A 15,311-nucleotide genomic window follows, 5' to 3' on the forward strand; every position below is an offset into this window, starting at 1 on the left:
ATACTTCATTTGTAGTTCCGGAAAACTGAAGTTTCATCAATGAAAATAAAACAGCAGAATGACATCTTCACAAAGGTTTAGGGACTGTTGTTCTTCATGTTCATTGAAAGGGAGACATATATCTTTTCATCTATGAAACAACTAAAATTTTTCACGGTTTTTCAGCAACATTTCTTTTTTATATTGAATAAACAAAGGGGGCGTCACTTTTGAAAACGATTGAAAACGCTTATTATACTCATGAAGTTCACGGTGATTATGAAATCTTTGAACTGGGAGACTTTCAGTTGGAAGAAGGAGGCACTATTCGAGACTGTAAATTGGCCTACAAAACGTTCGGCAAGCTGAATGAAGCGAAGGATAATGCGATCCTGTTTCCCCACATGTATTCCGGAACCCACAAGGCGATGGAAATTTATATTGGAGAGGGGATGGCGTTAGATCCAAGCAAATACTTCATTATTCTACCGAATCAGCTTGGCAATGGTTTATCCAGTTCACCTCACAATACTCCGTTTCCATTTGGCCGAGGGGCTTTTCCAAAGGTGAGGATCAGCGATGATGTCCGGGCTCAACATAAACTGGTCACCGAAAAATTCGGAATCAAGACTTTGCAGTTGGTGGTCGGTTGGTCCATGGGGGCTCAGCAGACCTATGAATGGGCGGTGCGGTATCCGGAAATGGTGAAGCTAGCGGCTCCGATTGGCGGGACGGCTAAAAATACACCTCATGATTTTCTTTTTACCGAAACTTTAATCGAGGCAATCACTTCTGACCCTGCATTTCAAGACGGATGGTATGAAGATCATCAACAAGTCCACCGTGGTTTGCGCCGCCACTCCCGAATTTGGGCAGTGATGGGGCTATGTACCGAGTTTTACAAGCAGGAACAGTGGCGTCGTCTCGGCTTCTCCTCTTTGGACGACTTTTTGGTAGGATACTGGGACAATTGGTTTTTGCCGATGGATCCAAACAATTTGTTGTGTATGGCTTGGAAATGGCAGCGGGGAGACGTGAGCCGCAACACCGGCGGAGACTTAAAAGCGGCTTTAGAACGGATTCAAGCGAAAGTATATGTTATGCCGTTTGAAGAAGACATGTTCTTCCCTGTCCGAGACTGCAAAGCCGAACAAGAGATGATTCCTAACAGCGAACTGCGAGTCATTCCAAGCTTGTGGGGACACTTCACCATGATGGGATTTTTTGAAGAGGACAAAAATTACATCGATGCCCAGCTGAAGGACCTTTTGTCTACACCCGTTTGAGAACGGATGCAGAGCGGATTTTAACAAGATGATTATATAAGATGGATGAAAGTCGAAGAATCAGAGCAAAAAACAGCTCTGGTTCTTTTTTGATGTAAAGACCAGGGAAAACCACCTTTCTCACGAAAAAAACTGTCTGAATAAAGGAATGGAATAGAAATGACTCGTTAATGAAATGCACTTCTGTCAATGTAGTCAACAATGTTTGTCCAGTTGCTTTGGCATAATCTGTTTTCGATAAAAATTAATCATCTGGACAAAATAAGGGAGACGAAAAATGAGTAAAAGATGCGTGATGTGAATAGCGAACGAAAGAACGTTTCCATTATCTGAAAGTGTAAAACCTGTTATCATTCCATTTGTTTTCCATGAACCGTCTGTTCGTATAAACATGAGTCTTGCTGTCCGGTGTTATTTCGTTTGTTTTAACTCCCTTCTGTTCAACGTTTCTTGTTGAAGGGTCTAAGTCCATAGATATTGCTCCGCTTTTGACAGATGTGAATTGGGAAAGAGTTCCATTCTTTGTTGGCATCGTATGTAAACGGCGCTTGAATTTTTTCCATTTGAATGGATGTGAAAAACAACAATGGAAGAATCATTCTTGCAGACATGATTTTGAAACATCCTAACCTAAACAACCAATTTACACAAAAGGTGTTGTTGCTTGATGATCAACAAAAAGTTCGTCCTATGGTGTATCTTGATCATAGGTTGTTCGGTTGCTCTGTCGTTTATTTGTACAGTTTTCGTAAAAGCGAACGATTTGAATAGAGGCCGAAAGTTTTACGAAGAACACGGAAAAGCCATTTGGGAAATACCGACCAAACAGAAAGTCATTGCATTGACATTCGATGATGGACCTAGTTCAAAATATACTCCGCAAATTCTGGATATTTTAAAACAATATCACGCCAAAGCAACTTTTTTTGTGGTGGGGACCTGTGTAAAAGCTCATCCTGATGTAGTGAAACGAGAAATTTTGGATGGACATGAATTAGCGAACCATACATACCATCATTCCGTTTTTAGGGGGCTGAACGAGGAAGAAATTAGAAATGAATTAAGAAAAACAAAACAAACGATTACGCAACTGACTGGATATTCTCCTAAATTGTTTCGCCCGCCAGGAGGTTATTACAATGAAACCATTATTAATGTTTCGAACCAAGAAGGTTATACGGTTGTGATGTGGTCATGGCATCAAGATACGTATGATTGGAAAAAACCGGGCGTTCATAATATTGTAAAAAAGGTTTTATCTAACGCCCGAAATGGGGATATTGTCTTATTTCATGATAACGGCGGAGACCGTCGTCAAACAATTGAAGCACTAAAAAAAATTTTACCGGAACTTCAAAAAAGAGGATATAAATTTGTGACCGTATCAGAATTACTACAAATGCATCCGAAATACAGATATCTCGACTGGACGCCAGGGTAAAGAATGAGTCGGAGGACGGAAACGTCGCTAATCCGCACTCAAATTTTATTAAAGCAAAATTCATGTCCACGGCTCTCGACTGCAAACCTTTTCTAATAGTGTACTGTTATAAAGATTACATGCGGAAGAGAGCCACAAAACCATTATTTTTGAAAAGACATTTTATTATTTAACTCATGACTGAATTCACCCATCGAAAGAACTTCCATACGATGATCATAAAAAGACCATATCCAAAAAAAGAATAGGAATGTTTCCATTGATTATGATGAACAAACCACCCGAATGCTTCTGATTGTTTTTCAACAAATGACATTGCTAGACTTGCCATGATAATAAAAGCCCTTTTTTTCCAAATGTTTAACTTTTCCATAAAATATAGAAAACAAAAGGTGAAAATGGGCAAGCCGATAAGAGTAAATACAATGTTGATGGTGAAAATGGCTGAATAGGGTCTTAACGGAAAGCTGTACCACTCGTTTCCGACAAAATAAAGATCCAAATAAGTTCCTATCCATGAGGCGAACAAAGCGGTCAAAATATAGGCAGCAATGGTTTTGCTTTTAACGGAAAATGGCTTTTTTCGCGATAACCGCAAGTTCCATTTTTTCGATCGTCTCACAATATTCATCGGCAATCTCCCCGTTTATTTCTTCATCTAGCTTGTTGAAATAATCCGTAATCGTCCAGTCATAGAACCAATCTCCAATGTCTGCTTTCTCATGTGAAACGTTTTTCCATGCGTACTCTAATCTTGGACTATAGATTCGAGGGACCCCTTTTTGTATTTGGCCGTTTTTCATACGGCGTCGATAGGGCCGGCCCGGAATCGATTCACGAACGTCATGAAATAGGTGGGGCCAGTAATCTTTGCGAGATCCAGTGTGAGGGCAAGAAACGGCCCAACGAATGAACGTGTCTACCCCCTCTTTATTATAAAAAAGCAAGGAATATAACCGTTTTCCTAATAAAATCCGTTCATGAAGATAATCGAAACGTTGCAATGTTTGCCCCATAAGACCGATACTTCGCTTCTCATTTTCTTTATAGTAAGGAAACAAAATATGGTTTAATCGAAGAAAATCTTGAAGCTTAAACTCTATTGTATGAAAGACGTTTTTTTGAAAAAGGGCATTTTGAATGACTCGCTTTTCTAAATAGCTTTGTTCATTTATGACAAGAGCAATGGCGAGAATATAAGGGTCACGATATTTCCAAAAGTGGTTCCAGATCGTTTCCATAAAAGTAGAGACATGAAAAAAAGGGAGAAGGGAAAAAAGCGGTTTATTTCTTTTTATACTTTCTTCATAAAGTAAAAACTGCGGGTATATATCTTGAAAAATAAGCCAATTTCCACGTTCCAAAAAGGAAAAGAAAAATTGTTGTTCCTGTTCCGTTAATAAATGGGACAAGAGATCTCCTTTTAAGTCAGTCATATTCCAGCCGCCATTTCTGGAAACCATATGTCCCAAAAACGCCCAATGAATTTCCGGATGACGCAAATAAACATCCAAGTAGCTTTTCGTTCTGGTGATATTGTTTTGATTTTTGATTTCGGTTTGGATGAGTATTTGTTGGATGAGTTTTCTTTCCTCTATCGTTAAATCAGATTCATTTACCGCGGCCATTTTGAAACCTTTGCCCTTTTTCTTTAACTCCTCATTGATTTCAAGAAGAAATGGGGGTGTATTCCGTTTTTTCTTTTTCTTTATCAGCCCCAAAATGTCTCCCCTCCCTCAACAAAACATTTTGTTAAATGAAAGGGATGGCAAGTGTGACGTTTAGTGTTCCAAACGAAGTCCACTGAGTCTTGAATACATGGAAAATAGACAATCTAAAGAGGTCATACCAATGGAAACGAGATGTGTATATGATCATCTTATTACGTGCTTTGAAAATAAATGATGAAGACTTCATTAAAGCACAGCCGGCAAAATTCGGAAATAAAGAAATAAGGCAAACAGGAATTAAGAAACGTAACTGAGTGGGCAAAAGGGTAGGAAGCGTAGATAAGGCGAAAAACGTTCATCGTAAAATGGGAGGGCAGGACCAAAACAAGAACGAAGATCATTTTTTTAAGTCATCGTTGTCAATAAATGGATAAGGATGTTTAGCTTTCCCGTGAAAGGGTATTTGAAATGCAGTTCTTAGTGATTTAGGTTAGAGCGTTTTTATTGTTTTTCCGGAATCCAGCCACGGGGAAAGTTTACATCATTTGGATTAAAAATAAAAAATTGGAAATTATGTATGATATAATAAACTTGCACAGCTGCATGCAGGGTGGGCAGTGATTACTCCCTTGAAGAAAGGGGGGTATCACTGATGATGACGGTTTCCGATGCGTTGACGTTAATGATTTCGTTTGCGGCCTTAATCGTTGCCGTCATTTCTGTGTCGAAAGACAAAAAGTAACCCACCCTGCCGAGCCTAAGTAAGGGTGGGTCATATCCGCAAATACGAGGGCCACTGCACTTCTTGCAGTAAGCTGTGTATGCTAGGGCATTGGTGACCGCCAATGTCCTTTTTTATTTTATGCTATTCCATTTTATTATAATCATAAAACAGGAAAGATGACAAGAAATGACGCAGGTAAGGATGAATCCGTTTGTGTAGAAATTTTCGCTGTAAAAATAAAGGAATTTTCAACTTTTGAAGGATTTTAATTAAATCGCGATAAATGGAAAACCGAGTAGAAGGAATTTTTTTCGTTATATATCGCTTTGTGGTGCTGTTGATCGTGATAATTGAAAAAACAATATTCAAAAAAGATTGACAAATAAAAAACCACTTGTTACCATATTCCCAAGTAATCATATGAGAATTTGATAATTTGCTAGTTGTACAATTTAAAACCAACTCTACGACAATTCATGGTGAGAGGGATGTGAGATGGTGCCAAAATTTGTATTTAAAAATCATGTACTTACTAGAGGGATTTCATTGATCTGCGTGATCCTGCTGTTCATCCTTTGGACCGTGAGTACAAACTTAAAATGGATCGATCCGTTGCTTCTTCCGACTCCTCAATCCGTTTGGACGTCATTTGTGGAATTAATAAGAGATGGATATAAAGGGACTCCATTAAGTACGCACATTCTAGATAGTATGTACCGATTATTATTCGCTTTAATTTTAGCGTTTTTCACTGCCGTTCCATTAGGAATGCTATGTGGCATGTCAAGATACATACTCGCCGTATTTGATCCTATTATTGAATTTTATAGACCGCTTCCTCCTTTAGCCTATTATGCCTTGCTTGTTTTATGGCTCGGTATCGATGATCGATCGAAAATCGCCTTATTGTTTTTAAGTGCGTTTGCACCTTTATTTATTGCGACAGTATCGGGCGTAAGACGTATTCCGCAAGATCGGATCAACGGTGCATTATCTTTAGGCGCTTCCAAACTGAAAGTCTTTTTCTATATCATTCTTCCGTCTAGTTTGCCGGACATCATTACGGGTCTTCGCACAGCTATCGGTGTGACTTACGGTACATTAGTGGCTGCCGAAATGGTAGCGGCTACCTCGGGGATTGGATGGATGGTATTGGACGCAAGTAAATACTTAAGAAGCGATATCGTTTTTGTAGGAATTTTTATAATGGGATTCATCGCCATTTTTATAGATAGCCTCATTCGATTGTATTGGCATTTTCGATTCTCTTGGGTTGGAAAACAAGACTCATGAAGTATGATAAAGGAGGAAAATTCCGTGGCGTTTAAGAGAAACGTATACAGCATCTTAATTATCTTACTATTTAGTATATTTAGTCTTTTAAGCGGCTGTTCTAGTCAAAGTGCTTCTTCTCAAAAGGAGGGATCATCGGCTTCCGCTTCTAATAGCAGTGTGCCAAAAGAGATCCGATTGGGGTACCAAGTTTCTCCAAATGGAGAACTTTTAGCCAAGGCATTAGGGTTGCTGGAGAAAAAATACCCGAACATTCACATTAGATGGATTAAATTTGATTCGGGCAGAGATATCAATAATGCCATGGCAAGTGGGAGCATTGATTTTGGACTCGTTGGAACTCCGCCCGGATCCATTGGCATTGCCAGTGGATTGCCTTATAAAATTTATTATCTGCACGATATTATCGGCGAAAGCGAGGCGCTGGTCGTTAAAAAAGATTCCGGAATTTCCTCTTTAAAAGATTTGAAAAATAAGAAAATTGCCACGACATTCAGTTCAACATCCCATTATAGTTTACTGGGAGCTTTGAAAGAAGAGAAGATTGACCTTAAGAAAAATAATATCACTCTACTTGATATGCAGCCTCCTGACATTTATGCAGCTTGGAAACGCGGGGATATCGATGGAGCATATATTTGGCAGCCAGTACAAACGAAGTTGATTGATGATGGAGGAAAAGTCATCATTTCATCAAAAGATTTGGCGAAAAAAGGAATTGTCACGGGAGAATTTGGCATTGTAAGTAAAGATTTTGCGGAAAAATATCCTGAAATTGTAAAAGGATATATCTCTGTTTTAAATCAGGCGGTCCATTATTATCGGATCAAACCAGTAGAGTCGTCGAAAGTGCTTTCGAAAGAATTGGGGTTATCGCCTGAGGAAAGCTTAAAAACCATGAGACAAATTATATGGTTAGATGCTTCGCAGCAAAAGGAATATTTCGGTGATGCCAAGGAGCCGGGCAAATTAGCCAAAATCTTAAAAGACACGGGAGATTTTATGGTGAAACAGAAAAATATACCATCTTCCCCCAGCCTAGCTACTTATCAAAAAGGTCTACTAAGCAATTTATACAAATAACAGGAATGGAGAAGGGATATCATGGCAATTGCTTCGATCAAAGAAGATTCAGAGAGAGCTCAACACCGTCCGCTAATTGAATTGAGAAACATTAGCTTGCAATATGCCAACGGGAAAAACGATCTTCCTGTATTGGACCATATAAATCTTCGATTGGATGCCAATGATTTTGTTTGTTTATTAGGTCCGTCAGGATGTGGAAAATCTTCTTTATTAAATATATTAGCAGGTTACCAGAAACCAACTGCCGGTGAAGTCATGATCAACGATAAACCCCATACTCGTCCGAGTTCCGATGTGGGAGTCGTCTTTCAGCACCATAACCTTTTTCCGTGGATGACCATCGAAAAAAATGTTGAATTTGGTTTAAAAATGAAATCCGTGCCAAAATCAGAAAGAAAAAAACTTGTTTCCTATTATTTGCATCTCGTAGGGTTGGAGGCTTCTGCCAAGATGTTGCCTTATCAGCTGTCAGGAGGAATGAAACAAAGAGCCTCCATCGCCAGAACATTAGCTGCGGATCCACAAGCCATTTTAATGGATGAACCGTTTAGCGCATTAGATGCCTTAACTCGAGAAAACATGCAAATTCATCTTCTTGACATTTGGAAAAAAACAAAGAAATGCATCATTTTTATTACTCATGATGTCGAAGAAGCTATTTTGTTAGGAAAAAGGATTTTAGTGATGAACTCTCAACCGGGAAGAATCGTAGTCGATTTGCCGAATCCATTATCAAAATATAATCAATCAGTCGAAGAAATCAAACATTTAAAGGAATTTAGCGATCTGCGGCATTATTTAATTTCCGCCATAAGAGGTCATTTCAAAGCAAAAAACGCTTTGAATGAAATATTTTAGCTTGTTTGAAAGGCGCAAGCCAACAGCGCTTTTCAACACTCTCTATCTATTTTTATTTCATTATGAAAGGAGAATGTAAATGTCTGAAATTCACACGAATTTTTTAAGACCACTCAAATTTGAAAATCGCGATAATTATGTAGGTCCACGAATTTTACGCCGTCTGCCTGAAGGTGTAGAGGAGCGGCCGTACTCGTTATTTGAAGTCAAGCCGTTAACTCCCATCATAGGTGCTGAGATCATCGGAATTGATTTGAGAGAGCCGATTTCACCGGAGTTGCAAGCAGAGTTGAACCGGGCATTATTGGAATGGAAGGTTCTTTTCTTCCGCAACCAAAAAATCACGAGTGAACAGCAGCGGGCATTTGCCCGGTTATGGGGTGAATTAGAAGTTCATCCATTTTATCCTGTTGAAGAAGATCAATCTGAGGAAATTGTTCGCTTTTCCAAAGGGAAAAAAGAAACTGGAAAAGAAAATATTTGGCATACGGATGTCACTTTTCGCCCCAATCCTGCGAAAGCAGCGATATTAAGATTAATAGAAGTTCCTCCTGTCGGGGGCGACACGTTATGGGCAGATATGGCTGCTGCATATGATAATTTACCTGACGAAGTGAAGGAGCGTATTGATCACCTTACTGCCATTCACGATTTTACTCCTGCTTTCAGCGATTTATTGACACCGGAAGAGTTAGCGGTTCAACAAGAAAAATTTCCGCCTGTTGAACATCCGGTCGTTCGAACCCATCCGGAAACTGGACGGAAGACTTTGTTTGTGAATCCATCGTTTACGACTCGAATCGTAGGTCTGGACCCTGATGAGAGTGAAGAGCTGCTTCAGTACTTGTTCCGTCAAGCTCACATTCCTGAGTATCAGGTGCGTTTTCGTTGGGAAAAGGACTCCATCGCTTTCTGGGATAATCGTGCAACCCAACATTATGCGGTATCGGATTATTATCCAAATCCGCGAAAGGCTGAACGCGTTGCAATCGTTGGGGATCGTCCATATTAAGCAATATCATTGGAACAACGAATGGAACCTTTTTAGGTTCCATTCGTTGTGTTCTGATCACAATTTCCATCATGCACGGATTATTTCAACAAATGCGAAAAAAGTTTGACCAGGTCCGATTTTCAATCTCATACCGAAGCGCCAAGAACAAGATTTATCACGATTGCACATGTATTATGGTACCCTTCTTTGTAAAGGCATCAATATGATGAAAATTTCATAATATCCTTTCATGATATGTACTTCTGAAAAAGGGAGGTGAAACGTTTATGAGTTGGATTTTGCTTTTATTAGGAATTCTTTCGGAGGTTTTAGGCACAACTTCAATGAAAATGTCAGCAGGATTTACGAAGCTCATTCCTTCTGTACTCATGTTTGTATTTTATGGAGCCAGCCTTACGTTAGTTACATTGGCACTGAAAAAGATAGATGTAAGCATCGCTTATTCCATATGGTCCGGACTTGGTACTGCGATTATCGCCATCATAGGCATTTTATACTTCAAAGAACACTTTTCTTTCTTAAAAATGGTGGCCATCTTAATGATTATTGCCGGTGTGATTATCTTAAATGTCAGTGGAGAAGCGCATGGAAAAGAAGTCTCTTCAGTCCCTTCATCGAATCTACATATAAAATAATGAAAATGGCGAACAGGAATGGTCACTGTTCGCCTTTAAAATTATCCAACATACCTTTGCAAGATTCGATCGACGGAAGCTCCGTATGTTTCTCCAAACAGATTCAGGTGAACGAGCAAGTAAAACAGTTGATACAGCTCTTTTCGATCCTTATATTCAGGAGAAAGTGGCTGAATTTCGTTGTACGAGCGATAAAAAGCATTTGGAAATCCGCCAAACAATTCCGTGAAGGCAATATCCATTTCTGAATGCCCATAAAATACTGAAGGGTCAATGAGATAAGGAATTCCATGTTCGCCTGCCATCCAGTTTCCGCCCCAAAGGTCGCCGTGCAATAAAGAAGGCTGGCATGTTTGTGGTAGCCATTGATCAAGCGACTCTAACAATGCTTCCATTTTCTTTCGTCTATATGTTGGCATTCTTCCTTTTTGTTCTGCCAATTGAACTTGCGGAAGAAGCCGCCGTTCCCGAAAATAATCGATCCAGTTTTCATATTGTCCGTTTTTTTTGCGGAAGACGGCCAATGAAGCTATCTTCGGCTAATCCGAAATACTGACCGTAACATTGATGAAGGCGAGCTACTGCCTGACCTAGCAAAACCGGAGTTTGATCCGTTTCTTCACCTTCAAGCCATTCAAGCAACAGCAAACCATAAGATCCGTCTTCGGCTTCCACGCAATGATATACTTTTGGAACACGAACGACATTCGTTTGCCTCAGCAATTCAAGACCGGCTGCTTCACTTTGAAAAAAGCGAGGAGGAATACGCTCATTGATTTTGGCAAAATAGGAACGATGTTCACTTCTTACATAATAGGCAGCGTTGATATCGCCGCCGGATACGCTTTTGCATTGGACGATCGCTGTTTTGTCGCCAATTTGATCAAGCGCTTCTCGTAATATCGACGAAAGGTTCATACTTTTATTTCCTCCCTTTTGGCGAAAAGTGTGTAATCTTGTTTAAATGAAAGTTGGTGGAATGGAAACTGTCCAGAAAGGAATTTGATTGCTTTCTATTATACGAACAGAATGGTTAATCAGCAGATAATTAAAGATTTAATGGGTTTGTTTACAGTTTCGGGTATAAAAAAGAGAATAAAATGAACAATGAAAATAAAAATGATTGACATTTTATGCATTCAATAGTAAATTATAACTATAAAAAAGAGAATGGAATGAACAATTGGAGGTGTGGGTGTATACAAAAGTTTATATGTAAAAAAGATTTGCAAACAGAACGTTTAGATCCATATTATTATCAAATTGAATTGGAATTAAAAAAGAAATTAGAAAATAAGCAAACCATTCCTTTGCGGATGCTATGTGCAGAAATTACAGATGGAACAAGAAAAGTGAAAGAGTTTACTGATCATAAAACGAATATCCCGTATATCCGCTTGTCAAATATTGTTGATAATAAGTTGGAGCGAAAAGGGATGAAATATTTATTTGATTTAGATGGAATTGAAGGGAAAGCGATTGTTAGAAAAGGGGATATTTTGATTTCGAAAATTGTTTCGCTTCCTAAAATGACTCTTGTTGACGAGACATATGATGGAGCGGCTATTAGTCCTGATATAATCAAAATTCGTCCTGCTGGTCAACGAGCTAGATCCATATTGTTGAAGTTTTTTTCTTCACATATCGGACTGCTTTCATTAAAGAAAACAGCGGTTCCATCTGTATTACCGAAAATTTCAATTAAACAGTTAGAGGATCTAAATGTTGTAACAGATATGGATGAAGGTGGTGTCAATCAAAAAGCAGTTTTAAAACAGCAACTTTACAATCTATATGAAGTCGAATTAAATGAGGCGAAAATATCACTGCCTACAGAGTTTTGGGTCAAAAAACAAATTTCGACTGAACGATGGGATGTTGACTATTATCGTTATCAACAATCCGAAATGTTTGAACAGTTGAAATATAAAATCAAAAACGAAAGATGGGAAAGGTTAAAAGATGTCTGTGAAATAGTAAGACATACAGTTAGCCCTGCGGATTTTATGAATAAAGAAATTCGTTACATTGGTTTTAAAAATATTGATACAAATTCGCATAGTATTATTTCGACAGAAACCATTTCATTCGAAAAAGTAAGAAGTCGCGCCCGGTATGTGCTGAAAGAAAACGACATCCTGTTTGGAATCGTCGGACCGTATATCGGAGAAGAGAATCAGCCTTTGGCTTTTGTAACTAAAGAATATGAAGGGGCACTAGCGTCTAGTACCTTTGTGATTTTACGTAACTTTAAATATTCGACTGCATATTTGTTGTGGTGTTTGTCCCATCCTTTAGTACGATTCCAGTTAAGGGCTAAGCGAAGAGGACAATTGCAAATGATGATAAGTATAGATGATCTTAAAAGAATTTACCTCCCGGTTGAATCACCTGAAAAGATCGATTTGATTGAAAATGTGGTGAAACAATTCATTCCTTAATCGGAGGGATAAATATGAGGTTACCGTCTTTATACGGATTTTATAAATACTATTTCAATTATCCTTTAAAAGGGAAAAAGCATTATGCGCTAGCAATTCGAGATGCAGAAAAGCAAATTTTTGATGCTTTTGACTTGAGAGATGAATCGTATATTACGGAGTATGAACATGAATTGTATCCTAGACAACTTACAATTTCATTTTTAAAAAAATTGGATCAATTAATGAATGACCATTATGATCATCCTATTTTTGATCTAGATTATCATAGAAATGAAATTCACATCCCGAAGGAGTTGCTTACTGATCGTGTTCAACTAGATATTGACTTTGGGTACTTTTACGACCGTAATGCGGAAAAAATCATTCTACTTGAATATGGTAAATTAAATGATGTTTCTCATTGGATTCCGGTTTTCAAAACGTTGGTAACCTCATTTGAATTAACTTCTATGCTTCCAACAAATATTGAAACGATTGCATTTTGGGATTTATCAAAAGGACTCACTTATGAAGAAAGTTATAATAATGGAATTACTGCGCCTATTGAACAAGTTCTTAAAATTGCTAGAAAAATAGTGAATGAAAGAAGGAGGGGTTAAATGATTTTATATGAATATTTAAAAACCCCAAAAACGATTGACCAGCTTGTGACGATTGCGCATGAAAATGAGTTATATTGGAATCGGGAACAAATGGAGTTATTTGTGCGCTTAGATCCAAGTATCATTCAAAATGAAGCAGGGCTTTGGACAGTAAGACAAGATGAACGTAAGCAAATCATTTTGGCGGCAATTGAGCGGGCGTTGCAAGGCCGCCCGCTAACAAAAATTGATCCCGATGTTTTCGCTCAGCTCCCTGCTGATATGATTGTGCCGCAACGTGAAATTATTGATGTTGCCATTAGAAGCGGCAAATACGAATCACCGCGGGAAAATTTACTTCGTGTCAAACGAAAATAGGAGGAAACAGTATATGGAAACGACAATTCAACAAGTACAAGACCAATTAACAATGAAAGGATATGGCCAGTTCTCTGAACCTACTGTAAATGAAGAAGACGGAACAACGATTTTCACAGCAACAGGAGATGAGAAAGTCGTTTATGTAAAAATTTTTGAAAAAGATGCTGATTTATCATACGCTGTGCAACAATCGGCGCTCATTGAAGCGCAATATCATGAATCGGCTCCTGACTTTATTTGGGCCACGAACGGAGAGGTAAACTATTACGCCGACTGTATTGAATCTACGCCTATTGCAGAAATTCCATCTGTTGTCGATATAACAAAAAAAGAAAAGAAAAAATTAACAAAGCAAGAACTATGGTCGTTGGATATTTATTCTAGCCTACAAAAACGTTTTGATGATTTACACGAACGTCTTTACGGGCCTGCTGGTGCCGATAATATTAGCTCTACGAACGAGGCGATCGATGAAATAAGTAAATTGTTGTTTATGGAAATCTTCCGTCTTTATCACCCTGACTATGTATTAAAAGAAGGAGAAAATGCCGGTTTAAAATTATATGACATTTCAAAGCATGAGTACATAAAGCAGCATGGAAAAGAAGCGGTAAAACAAATCAAAGCGGCATTTAAAGAAATAAAAAATCATGACGATTATGTAGCGATCAACGACAAAGGTGAAAAGTGCTATATTTTTAACGAAGATGAGTATATTAAGTTGGAAAATCCAGCAAACTATGTTGCCGCGTTTGAAACATTCCAAGAGCTCGGTGAGTTCGAAGATGATAACGGAGTCGTTAAAAAGGCGACATTAAAAGATGTTACAGCCGACATTTTAGGGCGTCTATTCGACGTTTTAATCCGCGGTAAATACGATAGTAAAGTCGGTCAAGCGACGTATTTAACACCGCGTCAAGTAACTGAAGCAATGGTTGATATGGTGATGCACGATTTAACAACAAATCCAAAAGAAGCGGCTAAATTACTAGAAACGGATGAAAACGGGAATCCAACCTTTCGTGTACTTGACCCAACTTGCGGCTCTGGAGGATTTTTAATTAAAGCCTATGAAGCAATAAAAAGATACTTTACGAGAGAATTTGCTGGGATTCAAAAAGAAAAAATAAAAGAACATTTAGAAAAAATGAAAGAGCATAGCTTTGTTGGTGCCGATAAAACACGGAGCATGATTTTAAAAGCACGTTTGAATATGGCGATGCACGGATTGCCAAAAGCACCGATTTTCTGGGTAAGCGACTCTTTAATGACCGATTCATTGCAACCTGAATCATTTGATGTAATTATCACAAACCCGCCGTTTGGATCCGGTTCTGTATCCAAAAAAACAGAAGAAGGCAAAGCAATTTTAGAACGTTACACATCCGGAATTGATACAGATGGAAAACCGATGAAAAAGGGTTTATGTCTTGGAGCAAAGCCAAATAACAAAGGTGTTTGGAAGCAAGTCAATTCGACAGACCAAGCGGTATTATTTATTGACCGAAATTTGGAGTTATTAAAACCAGGTGGTTATTTGATTATGGTCCTTCCAGATGGAATTTTAAGCAACTCAAGTTATAAACATGTGCGTGAATATTTAATGGGCAAGAAAAATGAATTGACAGGCGAGTTTGAAGGCGGTCGCGCGATTGTGAAAGCGGTTGTCTCATTACCGACAGTGACATTCCAATTATCTGGTACAGGTGCGAAAACGTCATTCCTCTATATTAAAAAGAAAGAACACGAAAATGAAAAACAAGGACCTGTGTTTATGGCTGTTGCTGAAGAAATTGGGTTTGATGTGAAAAATAAAGTAGAAGTACAGCTTGGAAACGATCGGAACGATTTGTTGAAGATTGTTGAGGCGTATAAAAAAGGGATGTGAATCATCCCCTTGGATGCAGTTCCCTAAGTA

General features: G+C 38.5%; 14 protein-coding genes and 1 pseudogene. 12 read left to right on the top strand and 3 right to left on the bottom strand.

The annotated features are described in order from the left end of the window. Positions 1–209 precede the first annotated feature (209 nt). Positions 210–1,265 carry an alpha/beta fold hydrolase gene (locus tag BSM4216_RS01185; RefSeq protein WP_048622437.1) on the top strand — a complete coding sequence of 352 codons (1,056 nt, stop codon included), beginning with the start codon at positions 210–212 and terminating at the stop codon, positions 1,263–1,265. Between the two features lie 667 nt (positions 1,266–1,932). Next, the gene (locus tag BSM4216_RS01190; protein WP_048622438.1) at positions 1,933–2,706 is read left to right on the top strand and encodes a polysaccharide deacetylase family protein; all 774 of its coding nucleotides are present in this window, start codon (positions 1,933–1,935) and stop codon (positions 2,704–2,706) included. Positions 2,707–2,875: 169 nt separating this feature from the next. Here the strand turns inward: BSM4216_RS01190 and BSM4216_RS01195 are convergent, their stop codons facing one another. After that, positions 2,876–3,337 (bottom strand): CBO0543 family protein, encoded by a 462-nt coding sequence (locus BSM4216_RS01195; protein ID WP_082142216.1) that lies wholly within the window; start codon positions 3,335–3,337, stop codon positions 2,876–2,878. Continuing rightward, entirely contained in the window at positions 3,270–4,427 is a 1,158-nt protein-coding gene (locus BSM4216_RS01200; RefSeq protein ID WP_371836619.1) for a DUF2515 domain-containing protein, read from the bottom strand. The genes BSM4216_RS01195 and BSM4216_RS01200 overlap by 68 nt, the downstream gene beginning before the upstream one ends. Before the next feature lie 601 nt (positions 4,428–5,028). On the opposite strand from BSM4216_RS01200, the gene BSM4216_RS16970 reads away from it, so the two are divergent. The 6 genes from BSM4216_RS16970 (at position 5,029) to BSM4216_RS01230 (ending at position 9,987) form a co-directional block, all read left to right on the top strand. Continuing rightward, a complete protein-coding gene (locus BSM4216_RS16970) occupies positions 5,029–5,118 on the top strand; it encodes a putative holin-like toxin (protein WP_244878026.1) in 90 nt (29 codons plus the stop codon). Positions 5,119–5,595: 477 nt separating this feature from the next. After that, on the top strand, positions 5,596–6,393 hold the full coding sequence (locus BSM4216_RS01210) for an ABC transporter permease (RefSeq protein WP_048622440.1): 798 nt from the start codon (positions 5,596–5,598) through the stop codon (positions 6,391–6,393). A gap of 3 nt (positions 6,394–6,396) precedes the next feature. Continuing rightward, positions 6,397–7,476 carry a taurine ABC transporter substrate-binding protein gene (locus tag BSM4216_RS01215; RefSeq protein ID WP_048622441.1) on the top strand — a complete coding sequence of 360 codons (1,080 nt, stop codon included), beginning with the start codon at positions 6,397–6,399 and terminating at the stop codon, positions 7,474–7,476. A 21-nt stretch (positions 7,477–7,497) separates the two neighbouring features. Further along, positions 7,498–8,337: an ABC transporter ATP-binding protein gene (locus tag BSM4216_RS01220; protein WP_048622442.1), complete on the top strand. Its 840-nt coding sequence runs from the start codon at positions 7,498–7,500 to the stop codon at positions 8,335–8,337. Positions 8,338–8,416: 79 nt separating this feature from the next. Then, positions 8,417–9,349, top strand: coding sequence for a taurine dioxygenase (tauD, locus tag BSM4216_RS01225; protein WP_048622443.1), 933 nt, complete (start codon positions 8,417–8,419; stop codon positions 9,347–9,349). A 269-nt stretch (positions 9,350–9,618) separates the two neighbouring features. Continuing rightward, positions 9,619–9,987 carry a DMT family transporter gene (locus tag BSM4216_RS01230; RefSeq protein ID WP_003353044.1) on the top strand — a complete coding sequence of 123 codons (369 nt, stop codon included), beginning with the start codon at positions 9,619–9,621 and terminating at the stop codon, positions 9,985–9,987. 41 nt (positions 9,988–10,028) lie between these two features. Here BSM4216_RS01230 and BSM4216_RS01235 read toward each other — a convergent pair. After that, positions 10,029–10,905, bottom strand: a pseudogene (locus BSM4216_RS01235) (fructosamine kinase family protein). A gap of 257 nt (positions 10,906–11,162) precedes the next feature. Between BSM4216_RS01235 and BSM4216_RS01240 the strand changes: the two are divergent. Genes BSM4216_RS01240 through BSM4216_RS01255 form a run of 4 tightly spaced genes read left to right on the top strand, consistent with a single transcriptional unit; the run spans position 11,163 to position 15,281 of the window. Beyond that, a complete protein-coding gene (locus BSM4216_RS01240; protein ID WP_156179193.1) occupies positions 11,163–12,428 on the top strand; it encodes a restriction endonuclease subunit S domain-containing protein in 1,266 nt (421 codons plus the stop codon). A gap of 14 nt (positions 12,429–12,442) precedes the next feature. Continuing rightward, positions 12,443–13,030 (top strand): hypothetical protein, encoded by a 588-nt coding sequence (locus BSM4216_RS01245; protein WP_048622445.1) that lies wholly within the window; start codon positions 12,443–12,445, stop codon positions 13,028–13,030. Continuing rightward, positions 13,031–13,390 carry a hypothetical protein gene (locus BSM4216_RS01250; protein WP_048622446.1) on the top strand — a complete coding sequence of 120 codons (360 nt, stop codon included), beginning with the start codon at positions 13,031–13,033 and terminating at the stop codon, positions 13,388–13,390. 13 nt (positions 13,391–13,403) lie between these two features. After that, positions 13,404–15,281: an HsdM family class I SAM-dependent methyltransferase gene (locus BSM4216_RS01255; protein WP_218016357.1), complete on the top strand. Its 1,878-nt coding sequence runs from the start codon at positions 13,404–13,406 to the stop codon at positions 15,279–15,281. Positions 15,282–15,311: the final 30 nt, after the last annotated feature.

The sequence above is a fragment of the Bacillus smithii genome (assembly GCF_001050115.1).
Taxonomy (GTDB): domain Bacteria; phylum Bacillota; class Bacilli; order Bacillales; family DSM-4216; genus Bacillus_O; species Bacillus_O smithii.

Coding starts and splice junctions, on each gene's coding strand:
- BSM4216_RS01190 (WP_048622438.1), top strand. CDS start 1,933: ATGATCAACAAAAAGTTCGTCCTATGGTGTATCTTGATCATAGGTTGT.
- BSM4216_RS01195 (WP_082142216.1), bottom strand. CDS start 3,337: ATGAATATTGTGAGACGATCGAAAAAATGGAACTTGCGGTTATCGCGA.
- BSM4216_RS16970 (WP_244878026.1), top strand. CDS start 5,029: ATGATGACGGTTTCCGATGCGTTGACGTTAATGATTTCGTTTGCGGCC.
- BSM4216_RS01210 (WP_048622440.1), top strand. CDS start 5,596: ATGGTGCCAAAATTTGTATTTAAAAATCATGTACTTACTAGAGGGATT.
- BSM4216_RS01215 (WP_048622441.1), top strand. CDS start 6,397: ATGATAAAGGAGGAAAATTCCGTGGCGTTTAAGAGAAACGTATACAGC.
- BSM4216_RS01220 (WP_048622442.1), top strand. CDS start 7,498: ATGGCAATTGCTTCGATCAAAGAAGATTCAGAGAGAGCTCAACACCGT.
- tauD (WP_048622443.1), top strand. CDS start 8,417: ATGTCTGAAATTCACACGAATTTTTTAAGACCACTCAAATTTGAAAAT.
- BSM4216_RS01230 (WP_003353044.1), top strand. CDS start 9,619: ATGAGTTGGATTTTGCTTTTATTAGGAATTCTTTCGGAGGTTTTAGGC.
- BSM4216_RS01240 (WP_156179193.1), top strand. CDS start 11,163: ATGAACAATTGGAGGTGTGGGTGTATACAAAAGTTTATATGTAAAAAA.
- BSM4216_RS01245 (WP_048622445.1), top strand. CDS start 12,443: ATGAGGTTACCGTCTTTATACGGATTTTATAAATACTATTTCAATTAT.
- BSM4216_RS01250 (WP_048622446.1), top strand. CDS start 13,031: ATGATTTTATATGAATATTTAAAAACCCCAAAAACGATTGACCAGCTT.
- BSM4216_RS01255 (WP_218016357.1), top strand. CDS start 13,404: ATGGAAACGACAATTCAACAAGTACAAGACCAATTAACAATGAAAGGA.